This is a genomic window from Paenibacillus sp. FSL R7-0179 (genome assembly GCF_038002265.1).
Taxonomy (GTDB): domain Bacteria; phylum Bacillota; class Bacilli; order Paenibacillales; family Paenibacillaceae; genus Paenibacillus_AQ.
In genome coordinates, this window is the sequence record NZ_JBBOCC010000001.1 from 2119111 (window position 1) to 2141219 (window position 22109).

General features: G+C 51.0%; 12 protein-coding genes. 10 read left to right on the plus strand and 2 right to left on the minus strand.

Features of this window, described 5'->3' with window-relative positions; translation table 11 throughout:
* The first annotated feature begins 33 nt into the window (after nucleotides 1–33).
* Nucleotides 34–1632: an extracellular solute-binding protein gene (locus MKX63_RS09460; RefSeq protein ID WP_341016703.1), complete on the plus strand. Its 1599-nt coding sequence runs from the start codon at nucleotides 34–36 to the stop codon at nucleotides 1630–1632.
* A 1020-nt stretch (nucleotides 1633–2652) separates the two neighbouring features.
* On the opposite strand, the gene MKX63_RS09465 is transcribed toward MKX63_RS09460, so the two are convergent.
* Nucleotides 2653–4893: an AraC family transcriptional regulator gene (locus MKX63_RS09465; RefSeq protein WP_341016705.1), complete on the minus strand. Its 2241-nt coding sequence runs from the start codon at nucleotides 4891–4893 to the stop codon at nucleotides 2653–2655.
* A gap of 197 nt (nucleotides 4894–5090) precedes the next feature.
* Nucleotides 5091–5846 carry an AraC family transcriptional regulator gene (locus tag MKX63_RS09470; RefSeq protein WP_341016707.1) on the minus strand — a complete coding sequence of 252 codons (756 nt, stop codon included), beginning with the start codon at nucleotides 5844–5846 and terminating at the stop codon, nucleotides 5091–5093.
* Between the two features lie 350 nt (nucleotides 5847–6196).
* Here MKX63_RS09470 and MKX63_RS09475 point away from each other — a divergent pair, with 350 nt between their 5' ends.
* The 9 genes from MKX63_RS09475 (at nucleotide 6197) to MKX63_RS09515 (ending at nucleotide 22093) form a co-directional block, all read left to right on the plus strand.
* Nucleotides 6197–7312 (plus strand): BMP family ABC transporter substrate-binding protein, encoded by a 1116-nt coding sequence (locus MKX63_RS09475; protein WP_341016709.1) that lies wholly within the window; start codon nucleotides 6197–6199, stop codon nucleotides 7310–7312.
* A 40-nt stretch (nucleotides 7313–7352) separates the two neighbouring features.
* The gene (locus MKX63_RS09480) at nucleotides 7353–8915 is read left to right on the plus strand and encodes an ABC transporter ATP-binding protein (RefSeq protein ID WP_340751703.1); all 1563 of its coding nucleotides are present in this window, start codon (nucleotides 7353–7355) and stop codon (nucleotides 8913–8915) included.
* Nucleotides 8908–9954, plus strand: a complete 1047-nt coding sequence (locus MKX63_RS09485) for an ABC transporter permease (RefSeq protein ID WP_341016711.1) — start codon at nucleotides 8908–8910, stop codon at nucleotides 9952–9954. Before MKX63_RS09480 ends, MKX63_RS09485 begins: the two co-directional genes overlap by 8 nt.
* Nucleotides 9951–10889 carry an ABC transporter permease gene (locus MKX63_RS09490; RefSeq protein ID WP_340994435.1) on the plus strand — a complete coding sequence of 313 codons (939 nt, stop codon included), beginning with the start codon at nucleotides 9951–9953 and terminating at the stop codon, nucleotides 10887–10889. Before MKX63_RS09485 ends, MKX63_RS09490 begins: the two co-directional genes overlap by 4 nt.
* A 37-nt stretch (nucleotides 10890–10926) precedes the next feature.
* Entirely contained in the window at nucleotides 10927–11883 is a 957-nt protein-coding gene (locus MKX63_RS09495) for a nucleoside hydrolase (protein ID WP_341016712.1), read from the plus strand.
* 3 nt (nucleotides 11884–11886) lie between these two features.
* Complete coding sequence (locus MKX63_RS09500; protein WP_341016713.1) at nucleotides 11887–13290, plus strand: ADP-ribosylglycohydrolase family protein; 1404 nt, start codon at nucleotides 11887–11889, stop codon at nucleotides 13288–13290.
* A 642-nt stretch (nucleotides 13291–13932) separates the two neighbouring features.
* Nucleotides 13933–15225, plus strand: a complete 1293-nt coding sequence (gene ltrA, locus MKX63_RS09505) for a group II intron reverse transcriptase/maturase (protein ID WP_341016714.1) — start codon at nucleotides 13933–13935, stop codon at nucleotides 15223–15225.
* 279 nt (nucleotides 15226–15504) lie between these two features.
* The gene (locus tag MKX63_RS09510; RefSeq protein WP_341016716.1) at nucleotides 15505–16449 is read left to right on the plus strand and encodes an RHS repeat domain-containing protein; all 945 of its coding nucleotides are present in this window, start codon (nucleotides 15505–15507) and stop codon (nucleotides 16447–16449) included.
* Between the two features lie 295 nt (nucleotides 16450–16744).
* Nucleotides 16745–22093 carry an RHS repeat domain-containing protein gene (locus MKX63_RS09515; RefSeq protein WP_341016717.1) on the plus strand — a complete coding sequence of 1783 codons (5349 nt, stop codon included), beginning with the start codon at nucleotides 16745–16747 and terminating at the stop codon, nucleotides 22091–22093.
* The last annotated feature ends 16 nt before the right edge of the window (nucleotides 22094–22109 follow it).

Sequence of the window (22109 nt, forward strand, 5' to 3'; positions counted from 1 at the left end):
TGAGCTTACAAAAAATTCTAGGAGGGTTCATTCATGAGAAAGAAAGCAGGCAGACGATCTGTGGTTACGCTTACAGCGGGGGTGCTCGCTCTATCACTCCTGGCCGGCTGCGGCGGGGGGAACAGCAATGGCAACACGGGCAGCAGTGCCGGGAAGGACGGCAACGCAGGCACACCGGCTGCATCAGAGGGAGCGGCGAAGGCAGCGGATACCGGGATCGACACCTCGAAGAAGGTGGAGCTGCAATTCTATATGCTCGGCGATGCTCCTAAGGATCTTCCGGCCATCCAGGCTGAAGTCAACAAAATGGCTGAGGCAGACCTGAACGCCACGGTGAAGTTCAACTTCACCAGCTGGACGGACTGGGATCAGAAGTATAAGCTGCTGCTGTCCTCCGGGCAGGCGATTGATCTGATTTTTACGGCGGACTGGACTCAATATCAATCCTATGCGAAGCGCGGTGCCTTCCTGGCACTGGATGATCTACTGCCGAAGGCGGCTCCTGAGCTGCAGAAGTTCGTCCCTGAGCAAATGTGGGAGGATGTTAAGGTTGACGGTAAAATCTACACGGTTCCGGCGACCTTCAAGGAGTATGTCACCAACGGGTTCGTCTACCGCGAGGATCTGCGCAAGAAATACAATCTACCGGTGCCCAAGGACTTGGCCAGCTATGAGGCCTACATGGACGGCATTGCCAAAAATGAGCCGGATATGATGCCGATGTCCCTGAACAGCGATGTGGGCAATAACCTGCACTACATCTACACGGAGCTAAACAAGATGATTGGCGCGCTGCCTTATGGAATGGGTGTGAAGTATGACTCCCCGGGAACCGTCTACTCCTACTGGGGCTCGGACGAGCAGAAGGAAGAGCTGAAGACGATGAAGCGCTGGGCGGACAAGGGCTTCATTCCGAAGAACGTGCTGAACATCAAGGATACGATGCAGGACCCGATGACCTCCGGCAAAGCCGCCAGTATGTTCGGAGATAACCCTAACCGGTTCAATGATATGAAGATGAAGATCAGCACGACTCACCCGGATTGGGAAATGGCTTATTCTCCGTTTGGTTTGACTACGGGCTATGCGACTCCGGTCCATCCGATTCACAACGGATTCGCGATTCCGAAGAGCAGCAAGAACCCGGAACGGGCACTGGCCTTCTATCAGAAGATGGTGCTGGACAAACGGTATAATCAGCTGACGCAATACGGCATTGAAGGCAAGAACTACACGGTCGAAGATGGCTACTACAAGCTTGTTGGCACCAGCACCTCCAACGGCTTCACCCGGGAAGGCATGAACGGCTGGGCGTGGAGAAATCCGGAGTTCATGCTGTTCGACAAGGGCTTTGACGGGGTCAAGGCGATCTTTGATGAGCTGGATAAAATCCAGAAGCCGGATCTGTTCCTGGGCTTCGCCGAGGACTACAGCTCTTATCAGGCAGAGAAGGCTGCGCTTGAGCAGGTAGAGAAGCAGTATCTGTTCCCGCTGGAGGCCGGTCTGGTAGATGATGTGGATAAGGGCCTGGAGACCTTCATGCAGAAGGCCAAGCAGGCGGGCCTGGAGAAAATTCAGGCGGAGTGGACGAAGCAGTGGGAGGCTTATGTTGCGGAGAAGAATCTAAAGTAGAGTTGCTGGAGTAGAGAGGTGAGCCCCGGGAGCCATATGGCTTTAGGGGCTTGTTTTTGCTGCAGTGGGAGCTTGGGTGGATGCTTGGGCGTTTGGGCGCTTGGGTGGACGCTCCGAAAACGGAATGATGTTCCGATCGCTGTTGTGTCCGGATTTTTTTGATTTTACCTTAGCGGTGAAAATCCGGACACAAAGGCGAACGCTCCGCTTCTCCACATTCATTCCGTTTTCTCCGCTGTTTAAGCGCTGGGCGCAACCGGACCACAGCTGCAGGGCCGCGTCAGCCCTACGGCCTCTGCGGCAGGAGGGAAGAGCAGAAGCCCGTCTCCATGGATTTGGAGACGGGCTGATGTTGTTCTACATCTAAAGCGTAACAGAGCAAATGCAAGGTGCCAAAACACTGGCTTGGTGTTCCACCAAAGCGGGAAAGCTAACGGCGGGGGCTTGGTGTTCCACCAAAGCATGGAACGGCTCGATTTCTAAAATCCTGCATGAATTGCAACATTCGACACTCTAAAACTGGCTCCAGGTGGGAATTGTTGCAGAAAAGTCAGCAATTCACTTGAATTCGACGGATACTTGGGCGAGTTGCTGCATTTGGTGCAACAATTCAACTAAATAGCTAAGGATAGGGGCTCCAAGTTGCATTAACTGCAACATCTCGACTGGCCGAGTTTGTTCAGATGATATGTGTATCTCGACAATGTGCGGGTTAGTGACACCTGAGGTGCATGGTGCTTCACTAAACCAGAAAAGCTAACGGCAGGGGCTTGGTGTTCCACCAAAGCAAAAACAAAAGCGGCTCCATGACGAAATCTTGCACAAATTGCATCATTATACTTTATAAATGGGACCTGAGCAGCAAATGTTGCAGGGAATGCAGCATTCCGCTCAGGTTTAGCGGATACTTGAGCGAGTTGCTGCATTTGGTGCAACAATTTAACACAGAAGCTAAGGATTCAGGTCTCCAGGTTGCAGTTTCTGCAACATTTCGATCAGGCTAGTTTGTTTAACCCCATCCTAGTTCATCCGCACACTCTTCAACCGCCGGTAATCGGTAGGCGTTGTACCGAAGCTGCGCTTGAACATCCGGTGCAGGTAGGAGCTGCTGGTGAAGCCGCAGCGCTCGGCTATCGCAGTGACGGGCAGGTCGGTGTTCTCCAGCAGGGCACACACCTCACGCATCCGCACCTCCAGAATGACATCCACGATGCTGTTCATGGTTTGCTGCTTGTAGAGGCGGCTGATATAGATGGGTGACATATCCAGCTCATCGGCGATCTGGTTCAGGCTCAGATGAGGCTTCATGTAATCCTCGTTGATCTTCGCGTTAATCTGGCAGATGAGATCGTGCTGCTTGGTGTTCTTTTTGCCGGCCAGCTGCTCCTGCAGGGTATGGAAGAGGGCGGCGAAGGCCTCCTCCAGCTCGTCTATCGTTTCGATAGCGTCCAGGCTAGGCAGCTCAGCCATTCCATCGATTTGTAAGCGATTACGCTTCTGGATAGTGTTCATGATCTCTCTGACGGTGACGCTGAGCCTGGACACGGTTAACTGCGCGGTCTGGTAAGGGAAGGCCCCGGTCTCGCGGATCATCGCGCTGAACTGTTCGGCGGCGTCCGTCAGCTTGCCGCTCAGCAGCGCATCCGCCAGTTTTTTCTCCTTGTCCGCCGGATAATGATAAGTGCTTGAATCCAGCGCACAGATGTCCCGGGCATTAAGGATGCAGCCATGTCCATAGAACAGGCGGTGATTCGACGCCTCGCGAACCTGTTGATAGAGCTGATGCAGCTGGCTGGCATTACGGTCAATATGGCTGTAGGTCAGGGTAAGGCTGATCTTCAGATAGTCGGAGCAGGCCTGCTGAATCTGCCGGAGCAGGGCCTCGATCAGGCCGGTATCCGTATACTCCACGGGATCGATAATGTTCAGCAGCACCAGAATTCCGTCATCGTTCATATCCACAGTCTCCACGCGGTAGGTCTGGCCGCAAATTTCGGAGGCGATGTTCATAATGGCGAACTTGGAGGCCAGCAGATAAGAAGAGCGGGCTTCCCGGAACTCCCGGTAACGGTCAATCCGCAGCAGGATCAGCCGGTAATCATCATTGAAGGTGAAATGAATGCCCAGCTGGCGCAGCTTCTCCACTTGCTGCATGGATTGCAGCGGCTTCAGGCCGAGGATCAGGTCCCGCAGTGTATTTTGCCGGATCATGAACATGCTGTCACGCTTCTCGGTCTCCAGGATATGCATCTCGCTGACAATCCGGTTCATTGGCAGGTAGAGGCTTCTGGACATGATCCAGGAGAGGCCGATGCCGGCCACGAGCACAAGACCTGCAATCAGCAGGGTGGTGTTACGGATGTTGTTGGTCTGCTTCGTAATGATCTCATAAGGCGTAATCCGCACATACTGCCAGCTTAAATCATCCGGCGAGGTATAGGAGATTAGCGAGTTGACCCCCTTAAAGGGCGCGATGAAATATCCGGCCTCCCGGCCTTTGATCCGCTGCTCAATGAAACCCGTTTCTTCCCGGGTAAGCTCCTGCGGCTGCAGGCTGTTGCTGGAGCGGAACGCGCACTGGTCGTCCAGAATGTAGGTCGCGCTGGTAGAGTCCGCCGGGCCGGCGATCTCTTTGTTAATCCACGGAGCCGAAATATTCACAATCACTGCCGAATTGATGGCCCGGTCCCAGCCGATGGCATCCAGACACAGGAAGGTGTAGGCACGGACCTGATCATTCTCCAGTGCGCCGTTAGAATAGACCCTGGGAATTGGGGTGAACGCCTTATAGTTCTGATAGTGGCTCAGGATATCCAGAATGGAGGTGTCGACCAGCTCCTTTTCGGTATATACGCCGTTCTGGCCATGGGAGGAGGCAACATACAGCTGCCCGCCCTTGGGATTATATACATAGATGGATTCAATATAAGGCATGGAGCTCAGATAGTTGCCCAGCTCGGACATGGCGGCGGTGACATCGTAGATGTCCGGCTTATCGTAGAACACGATTTTGGAGATGGTGCTGTTGCGGTAGATTTGAAAAGAAAGCGATTGCGCAGCATCGGTCATGTTCATGACCTCCCGGCTGGTCTGCGTTAGGTTGCCGAGATCGGACTGGAAGGTCTGTTTCTTTTCTACGCCGATATAGTAGTTGTAATAAATGATGGTGGAGACCAGAAAGGTTAAGGATACGCAAAGCGTTATGCTCACAAGCAGTCTGCTGTACAGTGCCCGTTGATTGCCGATCTTGTTCAGTCTCATCCAAGTAGCCCCCCTGACTCACTGTGTATTCTTGCGGGTACCGTCCTTTGTCTTAAATGTTCATAGTACGATTATAAGCTCCAGCCTATGAACAGGACAGTGGAACAAGCTTACAACAGTGAACTGGCTGGACCCCTGCACAGTGAACAAATGCAAGATTCGTGTACAAAAGCTACTTGTGCCAGGGAGGACTATTCCTATAAAACTCTGCTCTGAATGCGGAAGGTGCGCGGGGAGAGGCCGATCTCCCGTTTGAACATATTGCAGAACTGGGCATCGTTGACGAATCCGGCTGCAGCCGAGACCTCGGAAATATGCATTTGGCTGTGCAGGAGGAGCGACTTGGCATAATCCAGGCGTTTTAGTAAAAGATAACGGTGAGGGGAGTGCATGAACCGCTCCTTGAACAAATGCCGGAAGCGGTCATAGCTGTATCCGGACATCTCTGCCAGCGAAGCCACCGAGAGCTTGTGGCGGTAATGCTCGTTCATATAATTGAGCACATACTGCATCTGATCCTCTGCCGGGGAATGGAAATCGGAGGCGCTGAGCAGCCGCTGGAGATAGACGGTAATTTCACTCATTTGCAGATTCAGCAGCTCGCTGAACCCGTCGCGTTTGCGCTTGAACTCGGCGCTCATCCGTTGCAGGGTCTGTAGTACGGTGTGCTCTTTATCGTCATCAAACACACCGGACAGCGAATTAATCACCGGATTGCCACAGTGAAAGCCAACGAACAGCACCTCCGGGCTGGGCTGATGATTCTCATCATGCTTGAAGCCTGCCGGTATGAGGGCGAAGGTAGAGGGCCGGAAGTGATAGCTGCGCTGGCCGATGCTGCAGGTGCCCTGACCATGGATGTAATAGACAAGCTCGAAGCACTCATGCTGGTGCGGAGGGATATAGGTACCCGCTTCATGTTCTGCATTTACAATATATAGGACACGATCCATGATGAGCCTCCCTTGATCGTCATTTAGCCGAATCGTACAAAAACATGACCGAAAATATATAAATATTTATGTTTTCATTTGATATGATCTTATCAATAAAACCGAAGATTCTCAACTGGACTGGCCATCTTGTTCGGATATTTTACGGTTTTTTAGCGAAATGTAACATGAAATGTTTGGTTTTCAGAGTAAATTGCTTATTTTCAGAATTTCAACAGTCGCTTATTCATGCTTCCCGATTCGAAGGGACCAACAAAACGTGTAATTGGGATTTTATGCTATTCAGCAGGGTGGATCTATTACAAATAGGGGTGTGAACTTAGAAAATGAAAAAGAAAATGCTCACTTTAATGTTACTGGCAGTTATGGTACTGGTTGCTGCGTGCGGAAACAACAAATCCGGTAATGGAAATGGTGCGGCAGCAACTCCGGGAACGAATGCGGAAGGCGGCGCGGCTGCGGGGGACAAGCTCAAGGTGGTGCTGCTGATTCCAGGGACGCTGGGGGACAAGTCGTTTTTTGATGCGGCGAACAATGGTCTGCAGAAGGTGAAAAGCGAGCTTGGCGCGGAAACGAAGGTTGTGGAAATGGGCGCTGACAAGACGAAATGGGAGCCGACTTTTAATGATATCGCTGCTGAGGATTGGGATGTTGTCATCTCCGGCGGCTCGGAAATTACCGAAATGTTCAATGCAACGGCTGAAGCGAATCCTGATAAAAAATTCATCAACTATGATACTGACATCGAGGAAGCGCCTGCCAATATGTACAATATGTCTTACTCGACCAATGAGGTCTCCTTCCTGGCCGGAGCGGCTGCGGCGCTTGCTACCCAGTCCGATATGCCTAATGCCAACAAGGACAATGTGATCGGATTCCTGGGCGGAATGGACATTCCCGGCATCAATGCCTTCCTGGTCGGTTACATTCAGGGAGCACAGTATGTTGATCCGGAAGTGAAGGTAGCTGTCTCTTATGCCGGAGATTTCGTAAACCCTGCCAAGGGCAAGGAATTGTCGCTGATCCAGTATAACTCGGGTGTGGATATTATCTTCAACGTAGCGGGCGGTACGGGCCTTGGCATCTTCGATGCAGCGAAGGAAAAGAACAAATATGCCATCGGCGTCGATTCTGACCAGGCGATGCTGCTGAAGGATACAGACAGTGTGAAAGCCAACCTGATCGTTACTTCTGCGATTAAAAAGATTGATTCTGCCATCCTTGGTGCAGTGAAGAAGCTGCAGGACGGTACGCTTGAAATGGGTAAACGCGATGTGCTTGGCTTTGTTGAAGACGGCGTGGGCATTGCCGAGAACGAGATCTACAAGGCAGCATTCCCGGCGGAACTGCAGACCAAGATTGAAGAAGTGAAGCAGAAGCTGATCAATAAGGAAATTAAGGTGGATAACGCAATGGGTATGGAGACTTCTGAAGTGGAAGCGATCCGTAATGCCGTTAAACCTTAAGGACATGAATCTAACTTTGGTTGAAAGGCGTTGATGACCCATGGCAAATGCTCTGCTGGAAATGCGGGGAATCACCAAAGTGTATCCGAACGGTGTGGTTGCCAACAAGGACGTTGAGTTCTCTCTGCGCGAAGGCGAGATCCATGCGATTGCGGGTGAGAACGGAGCCGGTAAATCGACTCTGATGAAAATTATGTTCGGAATGGAGAGCCCGAGCGAAGGCGGGCTCTACATTCGGGGAGAACAAGTGAAGCTACAGTCTCCGCAGGACGCGATTGACCGCGGCATTGGTATGGTGCATCAGCATTTCATGCTGGTGCCTTCTTTTACAGTGGCGGAGAATATGGTGCTGGGAATGGAGCCGAAGAAGGGCGTGGGCTTCAATTATGCAGAGGCCGTACGTCTGACGGAAGCAACTGCGCGTAAATATAATCTCTCGGTGAATGCCAAGGCGAAGGTGGAGGACCTGAGCGTCGGCATGAAGCAGAAGGTGGAAATTCTGAAGGCGCTGGTGCGCGGGGCCAAGATACTCATCCTTGATGAGCCGACAGCGGTGCTGACTCCGCAGGAGACGGAGGAGCTGTTCCATGAGCTGCAGCAGCTTAAGGAGCAGGGACACACGATTGTGTTCATCTCGCACAAGCTGAAGGAGGTCAAAGCCATCTGTGACCGGATTACCATCATGCGCGGCGGCCGGAGTGAAGGCGTCTTCGAGACCAAGGAAGTAACGGAGCAGGAGATTTCGCGGCTGATGGTGGGACGGGATGTGGTGCTGAAGTATGACAAAAGCGATCTTCCCTACGGCAAGCCGGTGCTTGCGGTGGAAGGGCTGAGCGTCTCAGACAGCCAAGGCAAAGCGCTGCTCTCCGAGATCAGCTTCTCGGTCCGTGAAGGCCAGATTGTCGGCATCGCCGGCGTTGAAGGGAACGGACAGACGCAGCTGATCGAGGCGCTGACCGGCGGCCTGCGCGGGGTTGGCGGCAGCGGGTCGGTACAGGTGAAGGGGAAGGATATCCGTGAACTGGATATTCTGGACATCCGCAACCTGGGGGTATCCTATATCCCTGAGGACCGGATGCGCCAGGGCTCTGCTGGAGAAGCCAGCATTGCCGACAACCTGATCTCCACGCGCTACCGCCAGAAGGATATGAATAAGGGGCCATTTCTGCACGGGTCCAGAATTGCTGCGCTGGCCTCTGCGCTGGTAGAGGAATTCAAGGTGCGGTGCTCCGGTCCGCAGCAGCCGATCGGCATGCTGTCCGGCGGTAACATGCAGAAGGTGGTCGTAGCGAGAGAGTGCTCCACGAATCCGCAGCTGCTGATCGCCGAGCAGCCGACCCGGGGCGTGGATATCGGGGCTGCCCAGTTCATTCACCAGAAGCTGCTGGAGCTGCGCTCGGCGAACTGTGCCACGCTGCTGGTATCAGCGGATCTGAATGAAATTCTGGAGCTGAGTGACAGTCTTCTCGTGATGTATGAGGGCCAGATTGTGGCCTATTTCGAACATCCGTCAGCAGTCGGTGAGGAAGAGCTGGGGCTCTATATGCTGGGAATTAACCGGCAGGACAAAGAGCAGACCGGGAGGGCCGCAAATCATGTTTAAAGTCAAATATTTCGAGGCGATCCGCACAGCGGCGGTCATCGTCATTGCACTTATTATCGCGTTCCTGATCATCTCGCTGGTCAGTGACCACCCGGTGAAGACGATCGGAATTTTCCTCTGGGAGCCGTTGTCCACGAAGGGCCATATCGGCAACGTCATTGAAATGGCGATCCCGTTGATGTTCACCGGTCTTGCGGTCTCTCTGCTGTTCCGGGCCAATATGTTCAACCTGGGAGCAGAAGGCATCTTCTATTTCTCCGGTATCGTAGCCACGGTCCTGGCGATTCATCTCAGCCTGAACAGCTGGCTGCATCCGGTAGTGGCGATTCTTGCAGGCTCCATCGTGGGGGCGTTGCTCTCCGCCATCCCCGGTATTCTCAAAGCCAGGTGGAATGCCAATGAGCTGGTCACTTCGCTGATGTTCAATAACATCCTGTTCGGGGTGGGGCTGTATCTGCTGAACTATCATCTGCGGGATGCCAAGGCGTTTGCCAATGTTTCTTTTAAATTTGAGAAAACGGCCCAGCTCAGCAAGCTGTTTGCAGGAACGCGGATTCACACCGGACTTATTATTGTGCTGGTGCTAATCGTACTGGCCCATCTGTTCCTCTACAAGACCAAATGGGGCTACGAGCTGCGGATGACCGGGGTTAACCGGGAATTCGCCCGTTACTCGGGGATGAAGACGGCCAAGGTGATCATTCTGGTCCATCTGATCGCCGGGTTCATTGCCGGTATGGGAGGCTCGGTGGAGGTGCTCGGGATGTACAGCCGGTTTCAGTGGACCTCCTTGCCGGGCTACGGTATGGATGGTGCTCTGGTGGCCATGCTGGCTAAGAATAATCCGTTCTCCGTCATTGTCTCGGCGCTCTTCCTGGCCTATATCCGCATTGGCGCCGATATGATGTCACGCCTTTCCGATGTGCCGTCCGAGATGATCTCGATTATCCAGGCTGTCATTATTCTGCTGATATCCGCTGAGCAGTTCCTCAAGTTCTGGAAGAACCGCATGCTGCTGAAGGAGGCGAAGGAAGCATGAACAGTCTGCTGAATGTCATACTGACTACGGATTTTGCCTTCTCTGTCCTGCGTGTAACTACGCCTATACTGTTCGCTGCACTGGGGGCGCTGATCTCGAACCGTGCCGGAATTATCAACATCGGAATGGAAGGGATCATGCTGGTCTCGGCGCTGGCCGGGGTTATCGTGAGTGCCTACACGCAGAGTGCCTGGGTGGGGCTGCTTGGGGCGGTGCTGTCGGGAACGTTGATTGCGGGGATTCTGGCTTTTTTCACCTTGAAGTTCAAGACCCATATTATTCTCGGCGGGGTGGCGATTAATATGTTCGCTTCCGGCGGTACGGTCTTTATTCTGTATCTCCTGAGCGGCGACAAAGGATCTTCCACCTCCTTAGCGAGTAAAGTGCTGCCGAGTATAGATATTCCGCTCCTGCAGGATATTCCGGTGCTGGGCCCGATTCTGTCGGGGCACCACATTCTGACGTATTTCTCTATATTGTCAGTGCTCGTAGTCTACTATCTGCTCAACCGTACACCGCTGGGACTGCGAATCCGCTCTGTGGGCGAGAATCCGCATGCTGCCCAGTCCGTAGGTGTCAGTGTGGTCCGCATTCAGTACAGCGCGCTGCTGCTCAGCGGCTTCTTCGCCAGTCTGGGCGGAGCCTATATGTCGATGGGCTACCTGTCGCTGTTCACCCGTGATATGATCGCCGGCCGGGGCTGGATTGCCATTGCCGCTGAATCCATGGGCCGCAGCACCACCGTGGGCACAGCGCTAACCTCACTGCTCTTCGGCGCAGCTGACGCGCTCTCCAATGCTCTGCAGGTACTGAAGATTCCAGCCGAGCTGATCGCTACGCTACCTTATGTGGCAACGGTCATTGGTCTGATTATCTACGCCATCTCCGAGACACGGAAGAAGAATAAGAAGCTTAAGGCTACTGTTACGAAATAAAGTATCCACTCACAACTAATCTAAGGGAGCGACAACGATGCCAACACCTATCATTATTGACTGCGATCCGGGGCATGACGACGCGATTGCCATTCTGCTTGCGCTGGCACATCCGGGAGAGCTGGATATCCGGGGGATTACAACCGTTGGCGGCAACCAGATTCTGGACAAAATCACCGACAACGCACTCAAGATTCTCAGCTTTGTAAATGCAGATATTCCAGTAGCCAAAGGCGCGGCGGCGCCGCTGCTGGGCAAGCTTGTTACCGGGGAAGAAGCCCACGGGGAGTCCGGGATGGACGGCCCGGCGCTGCCGGCGAGCAAGTTCAAGCCCGTAGAGCAGGGCGCAGTGGAATTCATGCTGGAAATTATCCGTGCCTCGGAAGAGAAGATTACCCTGGTGCCTACCGCTCCGCTGACGAATATCGCCCTGCTGATTACCGCTTACCCGGAAGTGAAGGAGCGGATCGAGAAGATTTCTCTAATGGGCGGCGGGCTGGCTTACGGCAATGTGACCCTGACAGCGGAGTTCAATATTTATGTGGACCCGGAGGCGGCGCGGATCGTTTTTGAATCCGGCATTCCGATTGTTATGAGCGGACTGGATGTAACGGATAAGGCAGCGATCTTCGAAGAGGAGATTCAGGAGCTCAAGACGCGCGGCCCCGTGTCCGTCATGGTCGGTGAGCTGCTGGATTTCTATTCGATCTACGGGAAGAAAATGGGCTTTGTCGGCAATGCACTGCATGACCCTTGCGCCATTGCCTGGCTGCTGCATCCGGAGCTGTTCGAATCTGAGCACCTGTATGTAACGGTAGAGACCGAAGGCAAACTTACCCGGGGCATGACCGTGGCCGACCGCCGCAAGAAGCCGGAGCAGCCTGCGAATACGGAGGTGCTGCTTGGCGTGGACCGCGAAGCCTTCATCAAGCTGCTATTCGATTCGTTGGACCGCTTAGACCGGCAGCTGGAGTCGCCGGCAGGAGAAGCTTAGCAGATGGCGGGCTGGGAACGTCTGCAGGAGACGGTAAGGTTCGAGCTGCAGCAGCGGATCGAGGAGGGCTGCCAGCCGGGCAGCCTGGCGGAGAAGCTGGATGCAGCCGGGAGCGATGAGGACAAGCTGATGGAGGTATACCGGGAGCTGATGGCACTTCCCGTGGACGGGGGCTTTCCTTACCAGGAGCCGTCGGATCTGGAAGCGATCAGACAGCTTCGTCCGGAGGGTCCGCGTAAGCTTGCAGTGGACTGGACGCCGGACCAGTGGAGAGACAGATTCTACGGTGCCTGGCTTGGGCGGAGTGTAGGCTGCGCGTTGGGCAAGCCGCTGGAATATTGGGACTATCTGTACGGGAAGGACGGCCGGACCGGATGGGAGAATATCGAGCTGTGGTTCCGTGGTGCGGATGCCTGGCCGATTACGGGCTATACCCCGGAATTCTCTACGGCCCGGGAGGAATACGGCCTGGGCTTAAGCGACTGGTCGTTCACCAGCACGCGCGAGAAGATCAGCTATATGGAGAGTGATGATGATATCCGTTATACCGTGCTTGGCCTTATCCTGCTGGAGCAAAAAGGGCTGAATTGGGATTCCTGGGATATCGGCAAGCTGTGGCACGGGCATCTGACCTATAGTCAGGTCTGCACGGCGGAAACGCAGAGCTATATGAACTTTGCTCAGGAGACCTCCCATCTGCACGGGGAGAAGCCGGCTGACTGGCCGCTGCGGCAGGAGCGGGTACGGATGCATCTGAATCCGTACCGGGAATGGATCGGTGCCGCAATCCGCGCGGATGCCCTCGCTTATGGAGCGGCAGGACATCCCGAGCTGGCGGCAGAGCTGGGCTGGCGGGATGCTTCCTTCTCGCATGTGAAGAATGGAATCTACGGCGAGATGTTCAACGCCGCAATGATTTCAGCGGCGTTCGCAGGCCTCAGCAACCAAGAGATTGTGCAGATCGGCCTGAGTGAGATTCCGCAGACGAGCAGACTGGCTAAGGACGTGCTGCGGGGCGTAGAAATTGCACAGCAGTCCGGCAGTGAGCGTGAACTGGTCAGCACCCTCTGGAATGAGTTCAGCCATTACGACCCGGTGCATACCAACAACAACGCGGCCATTGTGGCCGCCTCGCTGATCTATGGCGGCGATGACTTCGAGAAAGCGGTGGTCACCTCCGTATCCGCCGGAATGGATACCGACTGCAACGGGGCCACCGTTGGTTCTATTATGGGAGCGAAGCTGGGGGCTGCCAAGCTGCCGGTCAACTGGACTGCACCGCTGAACGACCTGCTGTATGCGGATCTGCCGGGCTTCCACCCGATCGCCATTTCTGAGGTCGCGGAGCGCAGCTATCAGGTGTTCCTGAAGCTGCGGGCGGAGCTGGGAGACAAGAAACAGGGATAATACAGATACTAATGATATGTGAGCGCTTTTTATGAGGCCGCCTCGCAGCGGATGTTTTCAGAGGAAAACATCCGCTGCGGTTGGGCGGCTTTTTTGTTGTTTGCGCGCCCAGAGGCACGCATTATCTAGTTGGTGAAAGTCCAACCACAGGAGGGACCAAGCCACCTTTGTAGCTAGGATGCTTGCACATGGCGAAATCTGTGTGTAAAAGCGCATCGACGAAAGTACCGGTCAGAGACCGGGCGAGCAACAATCCAGGCCGCAACATGAAGTGAATCCTGCCGCGTCGTCAAAAGGGCCCTGCGAAGGGGAACAGAGGGAGCCGAGTCTCGAGACAATAGACGAAGGCCAAGGAAACTGTACAGAACTTGGAACAGCAGTGAAGAATCCTCCGGCGTAATGGGAACGGCATGGATTGAAAGATAATGCAGTGAACTGGGGAGACCCTCCCCCACACGGAAGAAATTTTTTTTTTTTTAAGGAACCCCGTAAAGAGACGCTCTATAAGTCCAGAAGACGAAGTGAACCGTCTGTGGGAAGGGAGTCCGAGGGGCTTATAGTACCGAAGAACCTAAGGACAACATAACCTTAGGGAGGGAAGAAGCCCTGCTTTGTTTACGCTTTTGGAGGAGGTACGAGTGAGTGAATGCCAAGCGGCTAACGACACCCAAGGAAAAAGTTCAAGAACTCCAAGAAAAGCTAGGTCATGCGGCCAAGGAGAACATCAAGCGTAAATTCCATGCCTTGTACGACAAAGTCTACCGGTGGGATGTGCTAGGCGAAGCCTGGAAACGGGTGAAAGCGAATAAGGGAGCCGCGGGAGTAGATGCCGTAACGCTCTCTGAAATCGAGAAACAAGGATTGACGAGATTTCTCAAAAGTTGTGAGCGAGAACTGAAAGAAGGCAGCTACCATCCGCAGCCCGTACGGCGGCACTATATCCCGAAGAAAGACGGGAAGCCAAGACCGCTAGGCATCCCTACGGTGCGCGACCGAGTGATACAGATGGCAACTAAACTGGTGATTGAACCCATCTTTGAAGCCGATTTTAAAGAAGTCTCCTACGGATTTCGTCCGAAACGAAGCGCGAAAGGAGCGTTGGAGCGAATCCGGAAAGCCTGCAACCGCAAGGGAAATTGGGTAGTCGACGTCGATATCCAAGGTTACTTCGACCATATAAATCAGGAGAAGCTCATGAAACTGGTACAGATGCGTATCAATGACAGGCGGATCTTGAAGCTCATCCGAAAGTGGCTTCATGCGGGAGTGATGGAAGAAGGAAACGTACGGCGCTCCGATTTAGGGACACCCCAGGGGGGCGTCATTTCGCCACTGCTGGCGAATATCTATTTGAACACCTTTGACCGGTTATGGGAGAAACACGGAAGTACGTTGGGAGAACTGACGAGGTATGCAGACGACTTCGTTGTGGTCTGTAAAACGAAAAAGGATGCAGAACATGCGTATGAACTCATCCGCACCATTATGGAACGTCTAGAGCTCACACTACATCCGACCAAAACCCGCATTGTAGGTCTGTGGACAGGAGACGAAGGCTTCGACTTCTTAGGAATGCACCACCGAAAAACGAAAGCAGAAACTTCTCAAGGGAAGGTGTACTATACCACCCAGCAGTGGCTAACGAAGAAGGCAGAGGAACGCATCCGAGGCGTGGTCAAGGACAGGTTAGCACCGCCTGGCATGCGCTGGAAATCGTTTGAGGAACACGTGGAATGGCTCAATCCCAAGATACAGGGATGGAGAAATTATTATTACACGAACTACAGCCAAAAGAGGTTAGCCAAGCTGGATTGGTATATTTTGCAGCGATTTACCCGGTGGTATGCAAAGAAGAGACAACAGAGGAGATGGATGAGTTCATTCCCGGAGGTTAAGTATATGGCCAATAAGTGTGGACTAAAAACGCTATTGTAATCTGCATGCCCATGAATGACAAACATCGGAAAGCCGTATGAGGGAAAACCTCACGTACGGTTTGATGAGGAGGGGCTGGGTCATACCAGCCCTTTACTCTAGTTTAGTATTCAAAGGCTGCAATCTTGCCAACCTATCAGTAGTTTTTTCTTAATAGATTTTGCCTAAATATATTTATTTCCAAATGTTGATTTTTGTTGTATGATGCGAAAATAAAGGCTTTTATTAAAATAATATTAAATTCAGATTAAAATTTACTTAAAAAAGGGGGCCTGTTAAATGACTAATAAGTTGAAGGTGTACATTTTTACTTTATTAACAGTTCTGTTGAGTATTTGTACTGCAAGTTCTATTGCAGAGGCTGTGAGTTTTAGCCCATCTGGTACATATGTTTATGATGTCAACGGAAGAATTGTTACTTTTATGTCGAAAGATGGTACAACTATTTCTTATCAATATGACCGAAACGGCAATTTGCTCAAAAAGGTGCCTGTACAGATTCTCGGCTATTTGGATTCTCCAGCTACCACCGAAATAAGCTCCCCTTATGTGCATGTGAAAGGATGGTACCTTAGTGACAATGGAGTGGAGAGTATCAAAGTGTTCATTAACAATGAATATAAGGGGACAGCAACTTACGGAGATAGTAGAGAAGATGTTTACAATTCATATCCTCAATTTTCTAATCACAATTCAGGCTATCACTTCGATACCGTGCTTCCTAACATAACACAGTCATTTAATATTAAGGTTGTTATTAGGGACACACGTGGAGTCGAGACCTATTATGAAAAAACGGTTAATTACAAAAAATTGTCCCCAATAGGGTATTTGGATTCACCGACAGAAGGAGCAAGATTGGTTCTTTATGGAAGTGTACGTAATACGCATCCTGATAATCAATTTGTAATATCAGGCTGGTATTTGGATATGGCGCCTGTTAAGAGCATTTCTGTTTATATTGATGACTCGATAAAATACTCAGGAACCATAAATCGTAATTCAAGATTGGATGTCTATAACGTCTACCCCCAGTATGGCGATAAGAACTCTGGTTTTCAGGTCACAGTTCCTAAACCACCAGCTGATATAAGATACGTCGGGAAAACATTGGAATATACCCTCAAGGTGGTCGTTGAGAACATGCTGGGTGAGCAAACGATCTGGGTACGAAATTTTAAAGTATTTTATGAAGATCCCACCGATCCGGGTTCTTGGACTTAAATAAGCTTTGATCTTATATGAACAGGGGAGTTGTAGAGTGAATAGTAACCAAAAAGCAAAATCTTTATTCATTTATGTCCTATCCTTGGCTATACTATTTAGCGGATTTCCTAACCTTATGGGGAAGGCGTCAGCTAACCCTGCTATGACAACTGCATCCAGAAGCACAGCGGAATTGGTTAAAAGCAGTCCTTCTCCCTCTCCAGTACCCTCAGGACCCTCCGATCTATTCCTGCCCCAAAGTCCTGAGCCGACAATAACACCAGGAGCCCAAAGGAATGCACCCTCCCAGCCCTTGATTGCAGACGAGGTTGTTTCTGTAACTCAAGATGCTTATGATATCAACCTGCTGCCTGTAACTCAATTGAAGAAGAAGATTCTTCAGAAGAAAGAACGGTTGCAACCGGCCCTGACAGGTATGAAGGCTAAGGGGATCTTGTCGAGTGTACCTGATAATGAGGATCTAGACTTGAAACAAGCAGATATTGAACAACTTGTTCAAGCGGGAGCCTCCAAGATTGATGTGTACTGGCTGAACTTGCTGGTGATGGGGCAGACGAAGTGGACGGCTATCGAACTGTTGAGATGGAAGCAGGATAAACAAGCATCCTGGGAAGACATTCAAGCCACACTTGATCAGGAAATGCAGACGCTCCATGTTCCTACAGTTGGAGAAGATGTATACGACCCAAATCTACTGCAGCAGGAAGCGATTGGAAGATTCACAGTGCGTTCCTCAGTCTATGAGCCATCAAAGACGGAGATGAATTTCAGTGCAGATCCTTTATCGGTGATGTCGATTACCGCATTTGATGCGGCAGTCTCGGGTGTGATTGATAGAGGAGCCATAGAGGCGCAAATCAATCAGGTCCAAAAACCACAATTCAGTGACCGTAATACCTCCAGTGAAACCATTGATCCTGTGGCGGGAAGTGTGACGAGGAAAGAAAGTCTGCTTCATTTGCCAGGCGTGGATGGACTGGATTTGAATGTGGGACTGATGTACAACTCTAATCAGGGGACTCCTTTTGTCTATAGAAGCTACTATAGCAATCACTGGCAGATGTGGGAGTCCGTATATGAATACGCGACTCCCGAGTTAGGGAATGGGTGGTCCTTCCAGTTCCCATACGTTCAAATGGGAGAGAATCAAAGCTTCTATCATGACGGAAATGGCAGTGTCTATGCCATCGGGCAACAGGGCGATGAACTCTCCAATTACAGCAATTTGATTAACTACAAAGGAAAAGATAGACGGATTATCTTTGAATCCAGGTACTCCGGCCAGTTCAATAACGGGCAAGACGAATCAAGGTATTACATGGAATATTCGGATATGAAACGGGAGTATTTCTCTTCTAGAGGCGAGTTGCTTGGCATTAAAGACAGGTTCGGCAACACGATCACTTTCAAGTATTCGGATGCTGATAATGGTCGCTTGTCTTCGATTACCGACACGCTGGGGCGCATGGTTCTCTTCACCTATGAGTATAATCTTCACGAAGAACCCTTTAACGGAGAACGGGTTACCCTCCGGGTGATGAACGGGACGAAAGAAGTTCAGAAGGTCATTCTCACCAAAGGCAGAGTAGCTGTGGATGTCCCGAAAAATTTTGCGCCAGCGATTAAAGTGTATCAGCCGGTTCTCTCTAGCATTACAAATTCAATAGGAGAAAGCACGTATTTCAACTATGATAATCAACTGACGCTAATCCCGTATAACGGATTTAACTTTGAGGCCCTACTAAGTGAAGTCAACTACCCGCATTCCAGCACGAAGTATAATTATGAATATGTAAGCCGGCATATGAGTAATTCTGATTCGTTTGGAGAATTCCGGGCGACGTCTAGAAGTGACTATATGGGAGGAAAGGCCTATCAGCAACTCCGGTATACCTACACTGGAGACTATACGGGGAATACCCCAGAGCAGTATCCAGGTCATTTGCCGGATGATTTCCGTTACAGTACCACATCCGCGGTGATGAGTAGTACACCAAGTAACGGGCTAAGTACGACACATACATTTGACAAAGAAGGCAGAGTCCTTCGTTCAGAGACGGTTGCCGGTAACGGAGAGAGGAAAATAACCGAAAATACAGCGTTCCACGGGTTGTTTACCCAGTCTCCCACACGGACAACGATTTCGGAATATGCCGTGCAGGACAGTGACGCCTCGGCGAAACATCTGTATACCGAGACAACCTATACCAATTGGGGCCAGGTTCAGAGCCAAACGGAGCCGCTAACGGCCGAGCAATGGAATAATCCGAATCTGAAACAGCACTACACCACTAGCTATCAGTATGAACCTGCCTACCGGTTTCTGGCTTCTGTATCCAAATACCAGAACGAAAGCGATGCGAATCCGTTGGTAGAGTCCTACACGTATACTGCGCAGGGACGCCCGGCAACGGTAATTAATGCTAAGAATGAGCAGACATCTTATACTTACGGATATATCGACGGACAAGGGAAGATTGAACATGCAACAGCTGACATTTGGGCGGACGCTCGTTTGGTGTCTAAATCGGTGGTGCGGTATGGTAGTGAGAACAACTATGCGTATCCTACAGAGCAGCAGCAATGGTTCAATATCGGGACCGCTGACGAAAAAGCTGTCACCACCAAAATGCTCTACAATAAAGACAATGGCCAGGTCATTCACAAAACCGAGGCCAACAACCAGACTGTTGCCTATGAATACGATGCTGTAGGGCGATTAAAAAAAGAAACCTATCCTGAAATAAACAACGCCAAGAGTGAACGGGTTCAGAAGGTCGTAGATTACAACTACTATAACCAGAGCTCTCCTAATTTCGATGCGACAAATGCAGGCACACAGGTCTTAAAGGTGGATTCTATTACCACGGTCAACAACATCACCCATGGCACGAGCATGAAAACCTATGCGAATGTGTTGTATAACGGATTAGGTCTCGCCTTACTGGAAGAGCATTATGATGAGAACGTGAGCAATTGGGTGTTTACCCAATATCATTATGATGATCAGGGACGTCCTGTCTATTCCATCGATCCCGCAGGAAATACACTGACCGCCAGCTACGATGCCTGGGGCCGGCAGAATCGGGCCACGACACCGAGCGGGGATGTAATGGTCAGCGACTATGATCTCAAATCACGTACCGCGACCAGTTATATTCAGGATCAGGCCACTGGCCAGTCCCTGAACTATGTTCAGGAGAGCTACGACCCCTGGGGGAATAAGTTATCTGCCTCCACTTATAAAGACTGGCCGACGAAGCAGCAGCCCATCAGCGAATCCTATCGTTACAACATTGCTGGGCAGGTGACGGGATACACCGATCCGAATCGTAATCTGAATGAGGATGGGGTGACCACCAGTTATCAATACGATGCCCTAGGCCGGTTAATTGCCTTGAAGGATGCGTTGAATCAGACGACCCGCTATAGCTATGATGGTCATGGGCAATTGTCACTGGTGACAATCCAAGCTAAAAATGGGACTCCCCAGGTGCTGAACAGCAAAACGTATAACGAATTGGGCTTGCTCAGCGTGAAGCAGGATGCAGCATCCCAAAACGAGAGCTATACCTATAACAGCTCGGGGCAGTTAGCGGCTAAAACCGACCGCAATGGCAGCAGCTTTGCGTATGCCTATGATGAAGCGGGTCAACTGAAGAAGAGCACGATACAAGGGAAGATTAACAATGTAGACCAAAAGCTGGAGACCGTCATGATCACAGGGGATGGAAGTCCGCGAAAGCAGACGATCCAAACACTGCTCAATCAGGCGGAGACGGCTTACCAGACGATAAAGAGGGATAGCTTGGGACAAGTTCGTTCGATCTATGGGCGCTCCGGAAGCCACTACGTATCGATTGGCAATCAGGTGGATGTGCTGGGAAGAATGACACAGATTAGCGACCAGTATATGAGCTTTTTCACCAACTATACGTATCAGCAGTCACGGGTGACCCAGGTACAGACCAACGGAAGTGCAGCAGTGACTGGGGCAGCATCGGCTAATGCGCAGTACACCTATTTCGGCAATGATCAAGTGAAGTCGATCACCTATCCGACCCTGACGGATGGCAGCACACTGAAGACAGAATATACCTACAACCCGTCACTGGGCTGGACGGAGCGGATGACCAACACCAAAGGAAACTTCGTGCTCACTGCCTACAGTTACAGCTATGACAACAACGGAAACCGGGTCGCTGTCAGTGAATCGCGTAACGGAGGCGGTGCTCAAACAACGAATTATGGCTACGATGCGCTAAACCGGCTGGTCTCGATCAGCCGCCCAGACGGTGGCCAAACGACGTATACGTATGATGTGCGGGGCAACCGGCTCACATTATCGGATACGAGCACCGTGAGTCTGGATTCTGCGGATACCAGCTACACGTATGATCTGCAGAATACTTTAACGAGTGTTACCAAAGGCGGTGCCAGTACCAGCTTCCAGTACTATGCCGATGGAATGCGATCTATAAAGACCAAGGACAATACCCAGACCCAGGTCAACTACAATTTCCAGGGTCAAGTCATATCGGAAGAGAAAATTGTGAACGGTCAGTTTGTCGAGCAAGCTAATTTTGTTCGTGGTGACCGGGTGTTAGTGAAGAAAGATAAAAAATCGACTAAGGATTATTACTACTTGTACAACGGCCATGGTGACGTGGTGCAGATTGTCGATACTAGCGGAACAGTCATGAATAACTACGCCTATGATGAGTGGGGAAATATCACTAGTCAGGTGGAGAAAACCTCTAATTCCTTCAAGTATACGGGGGAAGTCTATGATGAGGAAACGGGACTGTATTACCTGCGAGCACGGTACTATGACCCGAGTATGGGACGGTTTTTAAATGAGGATACGTACGAGGGGCAGATTACAAATCCGTTGAGTCAGAATCTGTATACGTATGTGCATAATAACCCATTGATTTATAGTGATCCTACAGGGCATTACACAGATGCAGGAGGAGCTTCAAGTGGTAATACGCTTGGCAATTTGTCTCATACAGATGCTACTGATCAAGTTATCTCAGCTCGATCAGTGGACGCAGCTACTCAGGCAAAAATTCTAAAATCATTAATTAAAGAATACAAGTATGGATTCTATGGTGATGACTCGGGTGGGATGACTCGAAACCAATTTGAGTTTCTATTTGGGTTAGCAATGGCTAATAGAGGTGGCGATTACAGTAAGGCTAAATGGGCCGTTGCTGAATTAGACTACTACTTCATGTACGGAAAAGATGATAAGACTGACACAATTGCTTTGACAGTTGGAGCAATGGCTGCGGGCTCCATATTTGGAGGTGGAGGTGGAGGGGTTACCGTCAATTATGGGAACTCTAAAGTAAATGTTTTTCGTGGTGGTAATTCATTTCAGTTGAAATCAAATGAGATCAAAATAGACCCATCTACTGGCTTTGTTAAAATGACACATGGAGTTTCACTAGATGTTGAACCGGGAACTTTAGTAAGATTTGGTGGTGCTTATCGAATTGATAGTTTACCAGAGGGATTGACTATTATTCAACGTGGAAAACGAGCTGAACATTACGAAATAGTTCCTTCCTACAATATGAATGTTGACCAATATCAAAAGTTATTAAATCAAATAGTAGTCTCACCAACAAATTAGAATCGAGGAAAAATGT

What these genes read in the sequence shown, in the direction of transcription:
- MKX63_RS09460 (WP_341016703.1), top strand. Translation starts at nt 34, where the DNA reads ATGAGAAAGAAAGCAGGCAGACGATCTGTGGTTACGCTTACAGCGGGG.
- MKX63_RS09465 (WP_341016705.1), bottom strand. Translation starts at nt 4,893, where the DNA reads ATGAGACTGAACAAGATCGGCAATCAACGGGCACTGTACAGCAGACTG.
- MKX63_RS09470 (WP_341016707.1), bottom strand. Translation starts at nt 5,846, where the DNA reads ATGGATCGTGTCCTATATATTGTAAATGCAGAACATGAAGCGGGTACC.
- MKX63_RS09475 (WP_341016709.1), top strand. Translation starts at nt 6,197, where the DNA reads ATGTTACTGGCAGTTATGGTACTGGTTGCTGCGTGCGGAAACAACAAA.
- MKX63_RS09480 (WP_340751703.1), top strand. Translation starts at nt 7,353, where the DNA reads ATGGCAAATGCTCTGCTGGAAATGCGGGGAATCACCAAAGTGTATCCG.
- MKX63_RS09485 (WP_341016711.1), top strand. Translation starts at nt 8,908, where the DNA reads ATGTTTAAAGTCAAATATTTCGAGGCGATCCGCACAGCGGCGGTCATC.
- MKX63_RS09490 (WP_340994435.1), top strand. Translation starts at nt 9,951, where the DNA reads ATGAACAGTCTGCTGAATGTCATACTGACTACGGATTTTGCCTTCTCT.
- MKX63_RS09495 (WP_341016712.1), top strand. Translation starts at nt 10,927, where the DNA reads ATGCCAACACCTATCATTATTGACTGCGATCCGGGGCATGACGACGCG.
- MKX63_RS09500 (WP_341016713.1), top strand. Translation starts at nt 11,887, where the DNA reads ATGGCGGGCTGGGAACGTCTGCAGGAGACGGTAAGGTTCGAGCTGCAG.
- MKX63_RS09510 (WP_341016716.1), top strand. Translation starts at nt 15,505, where the DNA reads ATGACTAATAAGTTGAAGGTGTACATTTTTACTTTATTAACAGTTCTG.